Genomic DNA, 15438 nt, shown 5'->3' with positions numbered 1-15438 from the left:
CCCCCCCCCCCCCCCCCCCACACCAAACCCCCCCCCCCCCCCCCCGCCACTGACCCGCGACCACGCTGCGCCCACCGCCCCTCCACTCCGCGTCCGCACCGCCCGGTGATCCGCTACGCTGTCAGGGGCTACCCGCCCCCCGCCTCATTAGCTCAGGGGATAGAGCACGGCTCTCCTAAAGCCGGTGTCGCAGGTTCGAATCCTGCATGGGGCACGAGCGTGACCAGCTGAAGGCCCCCGGACCGTGTCGGTCCGGGGGTCTTCGTGCCGTTCGCGGGCCAGCGAGGGCCGGGAGAGCAGGCGGCGTCGTTCTGGGCTGCGGTTGCTTCCGGGGCGCGCCCAGCTCGCCGATCGGCCGGAACGACGCAGGTCGAGTGCTCTGGCGTCCCCGGCTTCGGGTCGCGGGTGGGGCCGGGCGGTGCTAGGTGTGGGGGAACCCCGTGGTACGGCCCGATGAGGTGATGGTGGTGGGTGCTGCCGGGAGTCCGTGGTCGCTGATTCACGCGGAGCGGGAGGCGTTGCTGAGCGACCTGGAGGGGGTCGGGCGGACGCCCGGGGTGTGGGGGACGCGGTCGCTGTGCGGGGAGTGGAGCGTGCACCAGGTGCTGGGGCACATGCTGTCGACGGCGATGATGACGCCGCCGCGCTTCCTGCGCGAGATGGCGAAGGCCGGGTTCAGGTTCCCCAAGTTCTCCGCGGCCGGGGTCGCGGAGTGGACGAAGGCGACCCCCGAGGAGACGATCGCCGCGTTCCGTGCGGCGCAGGGGCGCACGACGGCGCCGCCCGGGCCGACGGAGGCCATGCTGGGGGAGGCGGTCGTGCACTCCGAGGACATCCGGCGGCCCTTGGGACTGCGGCGGGTGTACCCGGAGGAGGCGCTGGTGCGCGTCGCGGACTTCTTCAAGGGGTCGAACCTGCTGATCGGTTCGAAGAACCGGATCGCCGGGGTCCGGCTTCGGGCCGAGGACGTGGGCTGGACGCACGGTGAGGGGCCCGAGGTGCGTGGGCCGATGCTGTCGCTGGTGATGACGATGACGGGCCGCTCCGCGCATCTGGACGATCTGGCCGGGGACGGGCTGGCGGCTTACAGCTCACGCCTGTCGCGGGCGTGAGCTCGGTCGTGAGCTCGGCGGCTCACGAGCGGTGGGTCCATTCCGGCTCGACCTTGGCCCACTCGTTCTCCCAGGACTTCCACGCGCAGGCGTCTATGCGGTGCCGGGAGTAGGCGTAGCCGCCGGAGAGCAGCAGGACCGCGCCCGAGAAGACGGCCAGGGAGTAGGTCGCTGCGCTGCCCGCGCTCTGCACGGCCGGGATCGGGTTGGGCTGGGGGACCTCCTGGGCGTTGACCCAGATGCTGACGTGGTCGCCCGGGGCGGTCGCGGGTGGGACGGGGGCCTGCTGGTGATAGGCATGGCCGGCGTCGGTCCAGCTCAGCGTCGCGACCCAGGTGTCGATGCCCGCGGAGATCGGCTGGGTCGTGGCGACGGCGTCGACCTGGTGCAGGCCCGCGGCCTGTCTGGCGGCATCGGCGCGGCCGTCGGCGTAGAGATGGAAGCCGAGCAGGACCGTGAGCGCGGCGGCGAGGGCCAGAGCCAGGGCGAACAGCACCCTCACCCAGAAGCGCAGCGAGTCCGTGCGGCGGTGCAGCGGATTACGACGACGCGGCACCGGCGCCTTCGGTTGTGGTGCGACTGACGGCGCGGTCATCCCACCGCCTCCCAACCGCTACGTCCAGGTACGTCCATATGCAGCGGGGACACCGGACGCACCCGACTGCATCCGGTTCTATGGTCATGCCCTGGGGCCAGTGTTTCAACCCTTGCGGAGGGGGTCGACAGGAGTCGACCATTCCGTTTTCGCCCCGAAGCCACGGGCGTTGTCGATCAGCCGCAGCCAACTCGGCCGCAGCTCCCACAGGGCGGTCGCGGCCAGGGCCGCGCCGAGGCGTTCGTCGGCGGTGACGAAGGGGAAACTCTGCGTGTACGCGGCCCAGGCGGCCGCGCGCTCGGGGCTCGGCTCGCGGCTCTGGTCCGGGAGGCGGCGGACCAGGCCGCGGCCCTGGACGCCGGTGAGCTCGGTCCAGCGCTGGCCGTCCGCCTGGACGGTGAACGCGGCGCGTGGGTCGGCGGCGAGCCCGCGGCCGTGGCGGGTGGTGGGCGAGGTGACGAACACCAGCGAGCCCTCGCCGGTGACCGCGTACAGCACGGCGCAGGCCTGCGGGCCGTCCGCGTCGGTGTAGGCGAGGGTCAGCGTGGTGTGCGCACGGAGGGCCGTGAGGATGGCGTCGTCGATCGTCACGGCCCCCATGCAATCACCTCGCCTGCCTCACCCGCCTCGCCCGGGCGCCCCGGATCACTCCGGTGCGAGCAGGCTCCAGGTCTGGTTGGAGCCGCCGTCGGCGGGCCACTGCAGGATCGAGGTGCCGTTCGACCGGCCGCTGTTGTTCAGGTCGATCAGTTGCCCGTCGTAGGAGCTGCGGAACTGCACCAGGTTGGGGCCCGCGTCCAGCACCGTCCAGCGGGAGTTGCTGTTGCCGTCGTCGTGGTACTGGATCAGCTGCGTGCCCTGGATCGTGGTCGGCCCGGGGACGTTGAGCAGCTTGCCGCTGTTCGCGTTGACGATGGTGACGGTTCCGCCGGACTGGGCGACGAAGGACCAGCGCTGGTCCGCCGCGCCGTTGTCCTGCCACTGCAGGATCGCGGCGTTGTCGGAGGTGGAGTCGTTGTCGACGTCCATCCGGCCGCCGGTCGCGCCGTTGACGATGCGGTACTGCTGGCCGGGTACGAGCACGGGCACCAGCTTCCACGTCTGGGTGGCCGCGCCGCTCGCCGGCTGCTGCACGACGGCGGCGCCGCTGACGTCCAGGACCTGGCCGTCCGACCTGGCGGCGACGGTGTAGCCGCCGGAGCCGTTCGGGGTGAACGTCCACTGGGAGTTGGCGCCGTGGTCGTCCGGGTACTGGATGAGCTGGGTGCCCGCGGTGCCGCTCCCGCCGGGGATGTTGGCGAGCTCCCCGCTGGCGACGTTCGCGATCCGGTAGCCGTTGTCCCCGGCCGGGGCGAGCTGCCACTGCTGGTCCGTGCCGCCGTTCGCGGCCGCGGTGACCAGTGAGGAGCCGCTGGTGTCCAGGTACTGGCCGGTGGCGGCGTTGACCAGGTTGTAGTGCGGTGTCGTGAACGTGGAGCCCGACGCCGGGGTGATCCGCAGCAGGCGCGAGGCGTGGGCGGCCAGCGAGGCGGAGAAGGAGCCGGTCGAGCTGCCGAGGTCGGCGCCGCTCCACAGGTCCTGGACGTCGGCCGAGCCGCCGAAGCCGAGGTCGGCGAAGTGCGCGGTGGCCGTCGCGGTCCCGGAGCCGAGGTTGAACAGGGCGACGGTGTAGCTGCCGTCCGTGTCGGCCGCGCTCCAGACCTGCTGCTGGGCGACCTGGTCCACCGGGTGGGCGGGGACGCCGGACTGGTCGACGGCGATGACGCGGTCGTTGGTCAGCAGCGAGAGGTCGGTCGGGTCGAGGGCGGTGAGGTCGGTGCCGAGCAGCAGCGGTGCGCCCTCGATCGCCCACAGGGTCAGCTGCGTCCGGCGTTCGTCCACCGTCAGGCCGTCGTTGGACCCGTTGCCGACCTCGACCGAGTCGAGGTCGTTCCAGCCGCCGGGGCCGGCGAAGGGGATCCACTTGGGCACGTCGGAGAAGCGGGAGGAGACGTTGTTCCAGTCCGTCAGCGGATAGGAGCCGCTGCCGCAGTAGCACTCCACGTCACCCTCGACGCGCCAGCCGTTGGCGTACTGACGCCAGGTGGCGGCGTTCGCCGGGTCGAGGCTGTTGGACAGCTCCAGATGGATGGGGCGACCGCTCTGGTTCAGCGCCTGGGACCAGTGCTGGATGTCGGCGACGTCCCAGTCGCCGACGCCGTCGATCTTCAGGTAGTCGACGCCGTAGGAAGCCAACTGGTCGGCCCAGGAGTTGAGATAGGCCTGTGCGGCGGCGGGGTTCTTGTTGTAGTCGATGTAGTACATCGACCCGGAGCCGTAGTTGTAGTTGGTCTCGTGGTCCGTGGTGTCGGAGACGATGTCCCGGGCGTGCCAACTCGTGCCCTGGATGGGCGTGTTCTGGTTGTACGCGGCGACCGGGATGCCGGGGGTGAGGTACATCCCGAACTTCTCCCCAAGGCTGTGGACATACGAGCCCAGCGCGCCCATGCCGTCCGGGAAGCGGCTGCTGTCGGTGACCCAGCGGCCGTAGGAGTCAACGGAGTTCGCTGGGTCGAGGTACCAGAAGTCGTCCACGTTGACGTACTGGTAGCCGTGGGCCAGCAGGCCGCTGTTCTTCAGCGCCAGCGCCTGTGCCTCGATGTTCGCTTCAGTGGGATTCTTGCGGATGAAGCTCCAGCTGCTCCACCCCATGGGGGGCGTCAGCGCGACGCCGTTCGACTCGGCATGCGCCGCACCGGCGCTGCCCGGAACCATTCCGAGCAGCGCCGATGCCAGCACAGTGCAGCCGGCCAGTACAGTGCGGACCCTCCGGTGCATGGTGTCTCTTCCCTGACAGAAGGCAACAGGACCAAACGAAGTTCAACGCCATGGGCATTTCACAGGGTCCGCGCGGGCGCGTCAATAGTTGACGCAGCGTCAGGTCAGGTTCAGCAGGTTCAGCAGGTTCAGCCGACGGTCAGGCGGAACGGACCGGCCAGCACGCCGTAGCCGTCGTTCGCCAGGTAGTACACGTCGTAGCTGCCCGCTCCGTTCAGCTTGCTCGTGGAGAAGGTGGCCGCGCCGCTCTGGTTGGGGGTGTAGGCCCAGGTGAGCGAGGACTGCGCGCCGGGCTTGACGCCCGCCGGGTAGATGCCGATCCAGTTCTTCGCGCTCACCTGCGCGGTGGGCGGCAGCGCGTAGCGGAAGGTCACGTTGCCGCCGTTGCTCACCGCGTTGAGGTCGCCGGTCAGCGTCGGGGAGGACGCCGTGGACGGGGCGAACGCGTCGTTCAGCGGCGTCGCGTAGGTGTCGTTGGCGGTCAGGCCCGGCAGGCCCAGGGCGGCCTCGATGGTGCGGCCGACGCTGTAGTGGTCGTAGTGGGTCGGGCTGGTGGTGCCGGCCGGGACCGTGCCCTGCGAGCCGACCGCGATGGTGGCCACGTGGTCGTAGCCCTCGTTCTCGCTCTCGTCCCAGGTGAGCAGGATCAGCGAACGCTGCTGGGTCCAGGCGGGGGAGGACATGATCGGCGCGAGCGTCTGCTGCAGCCAGCCGTCCTGCGTCTTCAGGCTGGTGGAGCTGCCGTTGCCGGAGGACTCGCCGTCGTAGTAGTCGTCCGCGGCGATCCAGGAGTAGTTCGGCGTGGTCGCGGCCGACTTGAGGTCGGTGGTCAGCTGGGTGGTGTCGAACAGGTGCGCCGCGCAGCGGGCCTTGTTGCCGCTGATGTCGGTGTAGTTGACGAACGGCGCGTCGTCGGGCTCGTAGTAGCTGTCGGAGCCGCCCTTGGTGAGGTTGCAGGGGGTGACCATGCCCTGCTCGTAGGCCTTCCAGGTCTTGCCGGCGGCCTCGACGGTGTCGCCCAGGTTGCGCTCGGGCGAGTTGATGTTCGGGAAGTAGGTGGCGCCCTGGGCGTAGGCGTCGCCGCCCGCGATGGCCAGGTAGTTCTCGTCGCTCGGGTGGTAGACCGCGTGGGAGTCGGTCATCGTCGCACCCTTGGCCATCAGGCTGTGGATGAACGGCGTGTCCGTCGGGTCGTTCATGATCTCGGAGTAGTCCGTGTTCTCCATCATGACGGTGAACACGTGGTCGTAGCCGGGCACCTTCGAGACGGGTGCGGTCAGCGCCGGCGGGGTCGTGACCGGGGTGTCGAGGGTCAGCGACAGGTTGTCCAGGTAGCCGGTCTCGCTGGAGGTGTCCAGGAACTGCACCTCGACCTGGATGCTGCGGGTCCCGGCCAGCACGGAGCCGGTGGCGCTGCGCGAGAGGAACTTGCTGGACAGGCCCCGGTCGGTGGCGGAGACGGTCGGCAGCTTGGCGGTCGCACCGACGGGGTTGCCGTTCGCGTCCTGGAAGTGCAGGCTCACCGCGACGTAGCCGCCGTAGGTGGTCCAGCCGCCGAGCCAGCCGGACAGGTTGTAGTGCACGCCGCCGCCGTCGATCGCGGAGGCCGCCGAGGAGACGTCGACGGTCTGGCTCATCGAGCCGTCGCCGAAGTTGCCCGGCGCGAAGAACGCCCTGCCGGGGGTGCTGCCGTCGCTCGGGTAGCCGAAGGAGCCGACCGACTGGCACATCACGTTGACGCCGCCGGACTGGACGGTCCAGCCTGGCACGGTGGTGGCCGCGCTCCAGTCGTTGGTGCAGTAGCCGCCGGCTTCGGCGTCGCCGTTGACGATCAGGTTGCCGCTCGTCCCCGCCGCCTGGGCGGGGGCGGGGGCGGCGAAGATCAGTGTGCCGAGGAGGGCGGTCAGCCCGCCAAGAGCGCTCCGGCGCAGTCGCATGGTGTACCTCGTCCCGTCGTGAGGTGGTGCTGGCTGTGCGTCATGGACGGGACATAAGTACAGGCCGACGTTGTCATTCGGAAGAATGCCGACCAAACTTGATTGGACAAGTGTGGAGACAGGTGGCTTGCACTTGACTAGACAAGTTTGCGCCAGACGTAGGCGGCCGAAACCGGGATGCCACGGAAGCGCTCCCACTTGGGCTTGCGCGCCACCCACGCGTCGCCGACCGGCTCCTCACGCAGTTCGGCCAGCGTCCAGCCGGCTCCGAGAGCGGCCGCGACGTGGTCGCTGACGTAGTGCAGATGCGTGGAGATCGCCGTCTCGGTGCCGTCGGCGGCGGTGTAGTGGGTCGGCATCCCGGCAGTCATGATGAACTGCGGGTGCAGCCCGACCAGCACGAACAGCCCGTCCGGCGCGGCCAGCCGGAACGCCTCGCGGTAGAGCGGGCGCAGGTCCGGCAGGTGCTCGTCGACCAGGGACGTGATCACCAGCGGGTAGGCGTCGCCGGGCAGGCCGGTGTCCGCGAGGTCGGCCTCGACGAGCTTCTCGTGCGCGCCCCGGGCACGGGCCCGGTCGAGCATCTGCGGGGTGAGGTCCACGCCGTCCACCGCGCCCACGCCCCGTGCGCGCAGCCACGCGCCCGTGCGGCCGGTACCGCAGCCCAGGTCGGCCGCGCGCGGCAGGTCCGGCCAGCGCGGGACGGCGAGGGAGGCGAGCACGTCGACGTCCATCAGGTCCTCGACGGTGTCCTCGTAGCTGTCCACCCAGCCGGCGTAGCCGGTGCGGACGTCCACCACCGGGTACCCGCGGGCGTCGAAGTGCGCACTGAAGGCGTCGGAGTGCCGGTCTGCGGGGGAGTGCCCGTCTGCAGGGGAGTGCCGGTCTGCGGGGGAGGGCCGGTCGGTCGGGACGGGCTGGTCTGCCGGGAAAGGCTGGTGGGCGGGCATGTCCGCAGTCTCCGTGACCTCGGCGCCGGAGCGCGAGCGAATTAGCGCGCGGCTCAGTCGCTCTCCTCCGCCTCCTCGGCCTCCTCCGCCCAGGGATCCGGGCCCGGGTTGCCGCCTTCGGCGAGGACGGCGAGACGAGCCAGGTAGTGCTCCCAGCCGTCCTGGTGCGGCTGGCGGGCCGCCTCGGGCAGCGCGGAGTGGGTGAGCGTGAGCGCGGTCCCCTCGGCGTCCGGCGCGAGGTCGACCTTGACCTGACTGCTGCCCGGCGGCACCGGGTCGCCCTCGTTCTCCCAGCCCCAGGAGAAGACGACCCGCCGGTAGGGCTCGACCGTGGTGAAGGCGCCCGCGGCGATCGCGTCGCCGACCACGCGGATCCGGTAGACGCCGCCGGGACGGGCCTCGAAGTAGCCCTCGACGCCCTGCCAGGAGAGCCGGCGGTCGTGCTCGGTGAAACAGGTGAACACCGCCTCGGGCGGTGCCTTGATCCGACGCTTGACGACGACGGCGCCCTCGGGGGTGATCGTCACGACTGCGCCTCCTCGGCTCCGCGGCCTCCTCCTCGACTCGCTCCCATCCCACCACGGATGGCGGGGGACGGCACCCCCTCGCGAGGCGGCTTCGGACGGCAGCCCACACACTGGGCTGCGGCGTGCGCACCATCGCTCTTCGCCGGAGGAGAACCGTCCCATGCTGTCCGAACCCACTCCTGTGGAGCTGGCCGACCAGCTCACCCGTGCCGCCCGCGGCCTGCAGGCCCTGGCCACCGAGCGCGACCTCGCGGGGAAGCGCGGGCGGCCGACGCCGTGCGGGCGCCTCGACGTCCACCGGCTGTGCGAGCACCTGCTCGCGACGATGGTCCGCAGCACCTACGCCGCCGCGCGGAAGCCCGTCCCGCAGGGCGCGCCCGTCACGCTGACGGACGCGCCCTGGCGGGTGTATCCGCCGGTCGTCGACCGGCTTGTCGCCGCCTGGTCGAAGCCGGCGGCCTGGGAGGGCGACGGGGTCGCCGAGGGCGGCCTCACGGTCCTGGAGCTGACCGTCCACGGCTGGGACCTGGCGCAGGCCACCGGCCAGGGCTTCAAGGCGGCGGACGACGTCGTCGCCACCGCGGCGGCGGCCGCGGAGCGGATCGCGCCGCGGGCTCGCGTCGACGGCCGCTTCGGCCCGGAGCGGCCCGCCCCGGCCGACGCCACCGCACTGGAGCGGCTGCTCGCCTTCACCGGGCGCAGGGCCGGCTGACGGCGGTGATCACGCTGGCTAGGGTGGCGGGATGTCCACACCCAACCGGCACATCACGTTCGAGGCCCTGCACAACTTCCGTGATCTGGGCGGCTATCGCGCCGCGGACGGGCGGCCGCTGCGCTGGGGGCGGCTCTACCGTTCCGACTCGCTCGGCAAGTTGACGAGTGAGGCCGATCTGTCGGCGTTCGCCGCGCTCGGCGTCCGCACGGTGATCGACCTGCGCCACGGCTTCGAGATCGAGGCGCGCGGCCGCGTGCCCGAGCGGACCGGCGTGACCTGGCACCACCTCAGCATCGAGCACCGTCCTTACGACCAGGCGACGTTGGGTCCGGAAGTCAAGGCGGGCCCCTACCTGGCCGAGCGGTTCAGGGAGGTCGCCGAGGACGGTGTGGCGGAGATCCGGCAGGCGCTGGAGGTCATCGCGGACCAGGACTCCGGCCCGCTCGTCTTCCACTGCGCCTCCGGCAAGGACCGTACCGGGCAGCTCGCCGCGACGGTCCTCGCCCTGCTGGGCGTCGACGAGGCCGACATCGTCGCCGACTTCGCGCTCACCGACCGCGTGCGCGCGCTGCTGCGCGCCTCCCACGTGGCCAACCACGGCAGCGAGCCGACCTGGCCGGACTACGGCGCCGCCCCGGCCGAGGTGATGGAACGCTTCCTGGCCGCCATCACCGCCGACTACGGCTCGGTGCGCGGCTACGCGGAGCAGCGTCTCGGCGTGGACGACGCCCTCGTCGGCCGCCTGCGGGACGTCCTGCTGGAGCCGTCGGCGTAGCGGCGCCGCACGGTTGTTGACCTTCACCCTGGGACAAGGCCCAGCATCGTGCGCACCGGGTCCGCAGCGGGCCCGGTGCGAGGAGGACGGGACATGGCGGAGCTGTTGACCATCGGCGCCTTCGCACGGACGGCCGAGCTCACGCCGAAGGCGCTGCGGCTCTACGACGAGCTCGGCCTGCTGCGGCCCGCGCACGTCGACCCCGCGTCCGGCTACCGGTACTACGAGCCGCTCCAACTGGAGCGGGCCCGACTGGTCGCCCGGCTGCGCCTGCTGGGCATGCCGCTGGCGCGGATCACCGCGGTCTGCACGCTGCCGCCCGCGGCGGCGGCCGACGAGGTCGCCGCGTACTGGGCGCAGGTCGAGCACGACACCGACGCCCGGCGCCGGCTGGCCCGCCTCCTCGCGGACCACCTGAGGGGGAAGGAACCCGCCACGATGAACAGCACTCTCCTCCGCCTGAGCGGCGCCGCCGCGTCCGACAGCGGCCTGGCCCGGGAGACGAACCAGGACACCGCGTACGCGGGCCCCGGCCTGCTGGCCGTCGCCGACGGCTACGGCCCCGCGGGCGCGCGGGCGAGCACCCTCGCCGTCGACGCGCTGAAGGCTCTGTCGGGTCCGCCGGACCAGGCTGTGCCGGCCGCCGTGGAGGCGGCGAACCGCGGCATCGCCGGGCTGGACGGGTCGGGGACGACGCTCACCGCGCTCGTGTGGGCCGGATCCGAGCTCGTCCTGGCGCACGTCGGCGACTCGCGCGCGTACCTGCTGCGCGACGGCGAGCTGCTGCGTCTGACGACGGACCACTCCTACGTCCGCACGCTGGTCGACGAGGGCCGCCTCACCGAGGAGGAGGCCTCGGCGCATCCGCAGCGGGCTCTGCTGACCAGGGCGCTCGACGGTCGGGAGGACAGCGGCGTGGACGTGTCGGCGCGTCAGGCCCGACCGGGGGACCGGTACCTGCTCTGCTCCGACGGCCTCTCGGCGGTGCTGCCGGAGGCGGAGATCCGCCGGGCGCTGGTGGCGGCGGAGGATCCGGAGGCGGCGGTGCGCGAGCTCGTCGCGCTCACGCGCAGGGTCGGCGCGCCGGACAACATCGCGGCCGCCGTCGCGGACGTCGCGGACGTCGCGCAGGGCGGGTAGGGCGGGTAGGGCGCGCGAAGGCCGCGCAAGCGAGGAGGGGCGCGGGGAGTGATCCCCGCGCCCCTCCTCACGACTGCGAACCTGAGGACTACAGGCCGAGCGACTTGGCGATGACCATCTTCATGACCTCGCTGGTGCCGCCGTAGATCCGGAAGACGCGGTTGTCCGCGTAGAGGCGGGCGATCGGGTACTCGAGGATGTAGCCGTAGCCGCCGTGGAGCTGGAGGCAGCGGTCGACGACGCGGCTGCAGACCTCGGTGGTGAACAGCTTGGCCTTGGCGACGTCGGCCGGGGTCAGGTCGCCGGTCTCGAAGGCCTCCAGGGCGCGGTCCACGACGGCCTGCGCCGCGTCGACCTCGGCCTCGCAGGCCGCCAGCTCGAACTTGGTGTTCTGGAACGAGGCGACGGACTGCCCGAAGACCTTGCGGTCCTTGGTGTAGGCGACGGCCAGGTCGACCGCCGCGCGGGCGGCGGCGTAGGCGCCGACGGCGATGGCGAGGCGCTCCTGGACGAGGTTGTGGGCCAGGTAGGAGAAGGCCTTGCCCTCCTCGCCGAGGAGGTCCTCGACGGGGACCTTGACGTCGACGAAGGCGAGCTCACCGGTGTCGGAGGTGCGCAGGCCGATCTTGTCGAGCTTGCGGCCCACGGAGTAGCCCGGGAGGGTCGTGTCGACGCAGAGGATGGAGAGGCCGGCGCGGCGGTCCTCCGGCGTGGCCGGGGAGGTGCGGGCGATGACCAGGACCAGGTCGGCCTGCACGCCACCGGTGATGAAGGTCTTGGCGCCGTTGAGGACGTAGTGGGCGCCGTCCTCGGAGAGCTTGGCGGTGGTGGTCATGCCGGCCAGGTCGGAGCCGGTGCCCGGCTCGGTCATGGCGATGGCGGTCATCATCTCGCCGGAGACGAACTTGGGGAGCCAGCGCTTCTTCTGCTCCGCGTTCGCGTACTCCATGATGTACGGCAGACAGAGGCCGGTGTGGACGCCGGCGGAGCCGAAGCTGACGCCCGCGCGGGCGCACTCCTCGGTCACGATGGCCTGGTACTTGAAGCCGGTCATGCCCGCGCCGCCGAACTCCTCGGGCACCTCGATGCCGAAGACGCCCAGCTCGCCGAGCTTGAGGTAGAAGTCCTTGGGCGCGTGGCCCGCCTGCTCCCATTCCGGGTAGACCGGGACGACCTCCTTGGCGATGAAGTCGCGGATGGTCTCCCGGAACGCCTCGTGGTCCTCGGTGAAAACGGTGCGGCGCACGACGGCGCTCCTCCCCTGGAAAGCTTGTCGAACGAACGTTAAGTTAATGAGGAGTAGCCCTCCTGTCCAGACTGCCGCGATGTGAGCCTGCGCGCTATTCGGCGAGGACGGGCGCACGCCGAAGCCCGGCCGCGCCGACGGGGGCGCGACCGGGACTGAACGAGCGCTCAGCGCGTCGGGGAGGCCGAGGATGCGGAGACGGCGGCGCGAGAGGCCGTCGGCAGCGCGGCGGGGGCGATCATCTGCACGTCCGAGGCGCGGACGAAGGCGATCCGGTGGTCGAACCGGATGGGGTAGTACTGCGTCGTCCCGATCACCACGGTGCAGCCCGCCGGGCCGGCCGTCGCCGCGCAGCCGAAGCCCGCGGTGGCGAAGTCGCCGCTCACCTGGGAGCTCGCCAGGTAGGCCTGGCCAGGGGCGATGGTGTCGCCCAGCGGCGTCAGCTGCTGGGCGGGCGAGGCGGCGAGCGAGGCCAGCGGGGACGGGTACGCGGAGGACTCCGGCAGGGCCCGGTCGAAGACCGGGATCGGCTGGTCGCCGGTCGGGGTGACCAGCGTCAGCGCGGCGCCGGCCGCCGGGTCGGGCACCAGGGTGTCGTGCCACTGGGGGTCCTCGAACCAGGCCTCCTGGCCGCCGTACCAGATGCCGACCCAGTCGCCCCCGCCGTCGGCTTCCGAGGCCACCCCGGCGACCACGAAGGTCTGGCCGTACGCGGCCTTGTCGCTGTCGTCCGAGGCCGCGGTCGTGCCGCCGCCCAGCAGCGGCGCATTCGCGGAGGGGGCCTCGCGCAGGTAGACGAAGTCGGCCGGGTGCGAGGGGCAGGCGTGGTCCGCGCCGCCGCAGCCGGTCAGGTCCGGCAGCGTGGTGCGGTCGTACGGCGGGGCGACGGTGACCGCGCCGCCGACCACCGGCTCCGCGTGCAGGCCGGTCAGCGGCGCGCCGACCAGGTCGAGCAGGTGGCTCCAGTCCCAGTAGGGGCCGGTCTCCGCGTTCGTCGGGTCGGCCACGACGTCCGCGGAATCCGCGCCGTCCGGGGTGCCCGCGGAGTCCGCGGATCCCGGAGAAGCGGCAGCCGCGGCGGACTGCGCCGACGCAGGGACGTCGTCCTGGCCGAGCAGGTGCTCGCGGTCCAGCGGGATGCCGAAACGCGCGGCCAGGTAGCGCACCAGGTCGGCGGTGGACTCGTACGCGGCCTCGGTGTACCAGGTGCCGGTGCGCAGCGCGAAGCCCTCATGCTCGATGCCGATCGAGTGCGCGTCGACGGTCCTGCTGCCGCTGTGCCAGGCGATGTCCTTGGTGGGGACCAGCTGCGTCACCGAACCGTCGCTGCCGACGAAGTAGTGGGCGCTCGCGTAGGAGGTCGGGTCCTGGGCGAAGGCGATCGCGCCCTCGCGCGCGCCGTCGCTGTCGTGCAGCACCAGGTACTGGACGCCGTCGCCGTCGGTCGGTCGGTCGGCCTGCGCGTAGTCGCCGTAGTCCGTCGTGCTGCCCTTGTGGTTCTGCCGGTAGACGGCGGGCGTGAAGGTGCAGGCGAGGCCGGACGGGCACTCCGGCGTGGCCCCGCCGCCGTCGGCCGGTGCGGCCAGCGCGGCGAGCGCGCCTGCCAGCTGCGCCGGGCGGACGGACGGCGCTGCCGGGAGCGTCACCTGCTGGTTGTCGTCGGTGAGCCGGGTCGCGCCGTACTGCACGACGTCGTAGACGCGCGCCGCGAACTGCTGTCCGGCGGACGGTGTTTCGGCCTGCGCGTAGGCCACGACGGCGGGCCACCACTGCGCCGGATCGGCGGGCAGGGGCGTCTGGGCGCCCGCCTGCGGGTGCAGTCCGCGCTCGTAGGCGGCGAGCAGCGCCGCGCCGCCGCGCACGCTCTGCCGCATGTCCGTCCGCAGCCGTTTGGCCGAGACCCCGGCCAGCGCCGCGGCGGTCTGCAGGGTGTGCAGCGCGGGCGAGGCCATGTCGATCCGGCGCAGCTCGGTGAGGGACCGGGTCGAGGGCAGCCGCCCGGCCGGGCCGGCGCCCCCGCCGTCGACGTCCGGCTGGACGGAGGTGGCCAGGTCGCCGGGGGAGACCTGGGTCAGGCCCATCACGTTGTAGTTGCCGGTGGTGCTCGGACGTCCGCCGTGGGACTCCCACAGCGTCTCCTCGTAGGAGACCGCCAGCAGGATCTGCACCGGCACGTGGAACTCGGCTGCGGCCTCGGTGAAGTCGTGCTGCAGCGCCGTGGAGGGTCGGGCGGGGACGCCGGGCCAGGCGAGTGAGCCGACAGCCGGCGCCGCGGTCGGGGTGGGTCCCTTGACGCCGCCGCGGTTCGGGGCGGCCTCGGCGACCGCACCGACCACCAGCGCGCCGACGGCGAGCACGACGCCCATGCCGATCCAGCGCCGTGACCGTCTGCGGACGTGTCGAGCCGTCAACGCGTGCCTCTGCAAGTCTGTCGATGCCGCCGGGGGGAACCCGCGCGGCCGTGCGTGCGGGGGTGCAGCAGTGGACCTGATGGTTCGTGAGAAGTATCGGTCGCAAGTGAGCGTGAGGTTAGCACTGGTGGGGCGGGGACAGGTTCGGGGGGTGAGACGGGATCGCGCCGGGCCGACGCGTGGGGCCCGCGGGTGCGAGGATGTGCCCATGGCGGATGCGAACCTCTCCCCCCTGTCCCCGAACGGGCCGCAGCAGGTGCTCGAGGCCGGCGACTACCGCGCCGTGATCAGCGGCGTCGGCGCCGGGTTGCGCGGGTTGAGCCACCGCGGGCGGCCGCTGGTGGTCAAGTACCCGGCGGAGACCCAGCCGCCGGGGGCGGCCGGGCAGCTGCTGATCCCGTGGCCGAACCGGATCCGCGACGGCCGCTACCGCTGGGAGGGCGAGGACCGCCAGCTGGACCTGAGCGAGCCCGCCGCCGGCAACGCCAGCCACGGCTTCACCCGGGTCCTGCCCTGGCGCGTGGTCGCCGAGGACGCCGGGCACGAGAGCGCCTACGTCCGCTTCGGCCTGCGGCTCTACCCGATGCACGGCTATCCGCACATCCTGGAGCTCACCGCCCACTACGAGCTGAACGAGGCCGGGCTGACCGTCGAGATCGCGGCCCGCAACATGGGCGACCGCGTCGCCCCCTACGGCCTCGGCGCGCACCCGTACCTGACGCTCGGTCGCGGCCCCGGCAGCATCGGGGACGCGCTGCTGGAGGTCCCGGCCGACACCTGGCTGCCCGTGGACGACCGCATGATCCCGACCGGGGCGCGCGAGGCGGTGGCGGGCACGCAGTACGACTTCCGTACGCCGCGCCTGATCGGCGACACCCGGCTGGACACCGCCTGCACCGGGCTGACCCGCGGTGCGGACGGCCTGGCCCGGGTTCGGCTGACCGACCCCGAGGCCGGTCGGGGCGTCGAGCTGCGGCTCGGCGCGGGCCTGGACTGGGTGCAGCTCTACACCGGCGACACCCTGTCGGCCGCCCACCGCCGTGCGGGCGTCGCCGTCGAGCCGATGAGCTGCCCGCCGAACGCCTTCGCGACCGGCGAGGACGTGCTCGCGATCGAGCCGGGCGCGCGGGTCGCGCACCGATTCGGTATCGGCGCCGTCTGACGACGTCGCGGCGGGCCGCCGTCGTCCTACAGTGGGCGCACAGGCACGTTG

Annotated in this window: 13 protein-coding genes and 1 tRNA gene; 6 read left to right on the top strand and 8 right to left on the bottom strand. The window is 72.3% G+C overall.

The window, feature by feature from the left end; genetic code table 11:
* The first annotated feature begins 141 nt into the window (after positions 1-141).
* Positions 142-214: transfer RNA gene (locus TR48_RS25215), tRNA-Arg, on the top strand.
* A gap of 253 nt (positions 215-467) precedes the next feature.
* Positions 468-1112 (top strand): maleylpyruvate isomerase family mycothiol-dependent enzyme, encoded by a 645-nt coding sequence (locus TR48_RS25210; protein WP_201777156.1) that lies wholly within the window; start codon positions 468-470, stop codon positions 1110-1112.
* A 22-nt stretch (positions 1113-1134) separates the two neighbouring features.
* On the opposite strand, the gene TR48_RS25205 is transcribed toward TR48_RS25210, so the two are convergent.
* The 6 genes from TR48_RS25205 to TR48_RS25180 all read right to left on the bottom strand — a co-directional run bounded on the left by TR48_RS25205 (position 1135) and on the right by TR48_RS25180 (position 7938).
* Entirely contained in the window at positions 1135-1707 is a 573-nt protein-coding gene (locus tag TR48_RS25205; RefSeq protein WP_152628171.1) for an Rv1733c family protein, read from the bottom strand.
* A gap of 105 nt (positions 1708-1812) precedes the next feature.
* Entirely contained in the window at positions 1813-2307 is a 495-nt protein-coding gene (locus tag TR48_RS25200) for a pyridoxamine 5'-phosphate oxidase family protein (RefSeq protein ID WP_042371282.1), read from the bottom strand.
* Positions 2308-2352: 45 nt separating this feature from the next.
* A complete protein-coding gene (locus tag TR48_RS39760; protein WP_201777155.1) occupies positions 2353-4461 on the bottom strand; it encodes an alpha-galactosidase in 2109 nt (702 codons plus the stop codon).
* Between the two features lie 191 nt (positions 4462-4652).
* A complete protein-coding gene (locus TR48_RS25190) occupies positions 4653-6461 on the bottom strand; it encodes an alkaline phosphatase family protein (protein ID WP_042371280.1) in 1809 nt (602 codons plus the stop codon).
* Between the two features lie 137 nt (positions 6462-6598).
* Positions 6599-7411 (bottom strand): class I SAM-dependent DNA methyltransferase, encoded by an 813-nt coding sequence (locus TR48_RS25185; RefSeq protein WP_084729742.1) that lies wholly within the window; start codon positions 7409-7411, stop codon positions 6599-6601.
* Positions 7412-7464: 53 nt separating this feature from the next.
* Positions 7465-7938, bottom strand: coding sequence for an SRPBCC family protein (locus TR48_RS25180; RefSeq protein WP_042371279.1), 474 nt, complete (start codon positions 7936-7938; stop codon positions 7465-7467).
* A 160-nt stretch (positions 7939-8098) separates the two neighbouring features.
* Between TR48_RS25180 and TR48_RS25175 the strand changes: the two genes are divergently transcribed.
* The 3 genes from TR48_RS25175 to TR48_RS25165 all read left to right on the top strand — a co-directional run bounded on the left by TR48_RS25175 (position 8099) and on the right by TR48_RS25165 (position 10568).
* The gene (locus tag TR48_RS25175; protein WP_084729740.1) at positions 8099-8650 is read left to right on the top strand and encodes a TIGR03086 family metal-binding protein; all 552 of its coding nucleotides are present in this window, start codon (positions 8099-8101) and stop codon (positions 8648-8650) included.
* Positions 8651-8681: 31 nt separating this feature from the next.
* Complete coding sequence (locus tag TR48_RS25170) at positions 8682-9428, top strand: tyrosine-protein phosphatase (RefSeq protein WP_042371278.1); 747 nt, start codon at positions 8682-8684, stop codon at positions 9426-9428.
* A gap of 93 nt (positions 9429-9521) precedes the next feature.
* On the top strand, positions 9522-10568 hold the full coding sequence (locus tag TR48_RS25165; RefSeq protein ID WP_042371276.1) for a MerR family transcriptional regulator: 1047 nt from the start codon (positions 9522-9524) through the stop codon (positions 10566-10568).
* Positions 10569-10656: 88 nt separating this feature from the next.
* Here TR48_RS25165 and TR48_RS25160 read toward each other — a convergent pair whose 3' ends face one another.
* Positions 10657-11814: an acyl-CoA dehydrogenase family protein gene (locus TR48_RS25160; RefSeq protein ID WP_042371274.1), complete on the bottom strand. Its 1158-nt coding sequence runs from the start codon at positions 11812-11814 to the stop codon at positions 10657-10659.
* A gap of 167 nt (positions 11815-11981) precedes the next feature.
* On the bottom strand, positions 11982-14180 hold the full coding sequence (locus TR48_RS25155; RefSeq protein ID WP_052442988.1) for an N-acetylmuramoyl-L-alanine amidase: 2199 nt from the start codon (positions 14178-14180) through the stop codon (positions 11982-11984).
* Between the two features lie 253 nt (positions 14181-14433).
* Here TR48_RS25155 and TR48_RS25150 point away from each other — a divergent pair, with 253 nt between their 5' ends.
* Positions 14434-15387, top strand: coding sequence for an aldose 1-epimerase family protein (locus tag TR48_RS25150; protein ID WP_042371271.1), 954 nt, complete (start codon positions 14434-14436; stop codon positions 15385-15387).
* Positions 15388-15438: the final 51 nt, after the last annotated feature.

The organism is Streptacidiphilus neutrinimicus, from assembly GCF_000787815.1.
Classification (GTDB): Bacteria; Actinomycetota; Actinomycetes; order Streptomycetales; family Streptomycetaceae; genus Streptacidiphilus; species Streptacidiphilus neutrinimicus.
The sequence above is the reverse complement of the archived record's forward strand: the minus strand, read 5'-3'. Positions and strand labels throughout refer to the sequence as shown.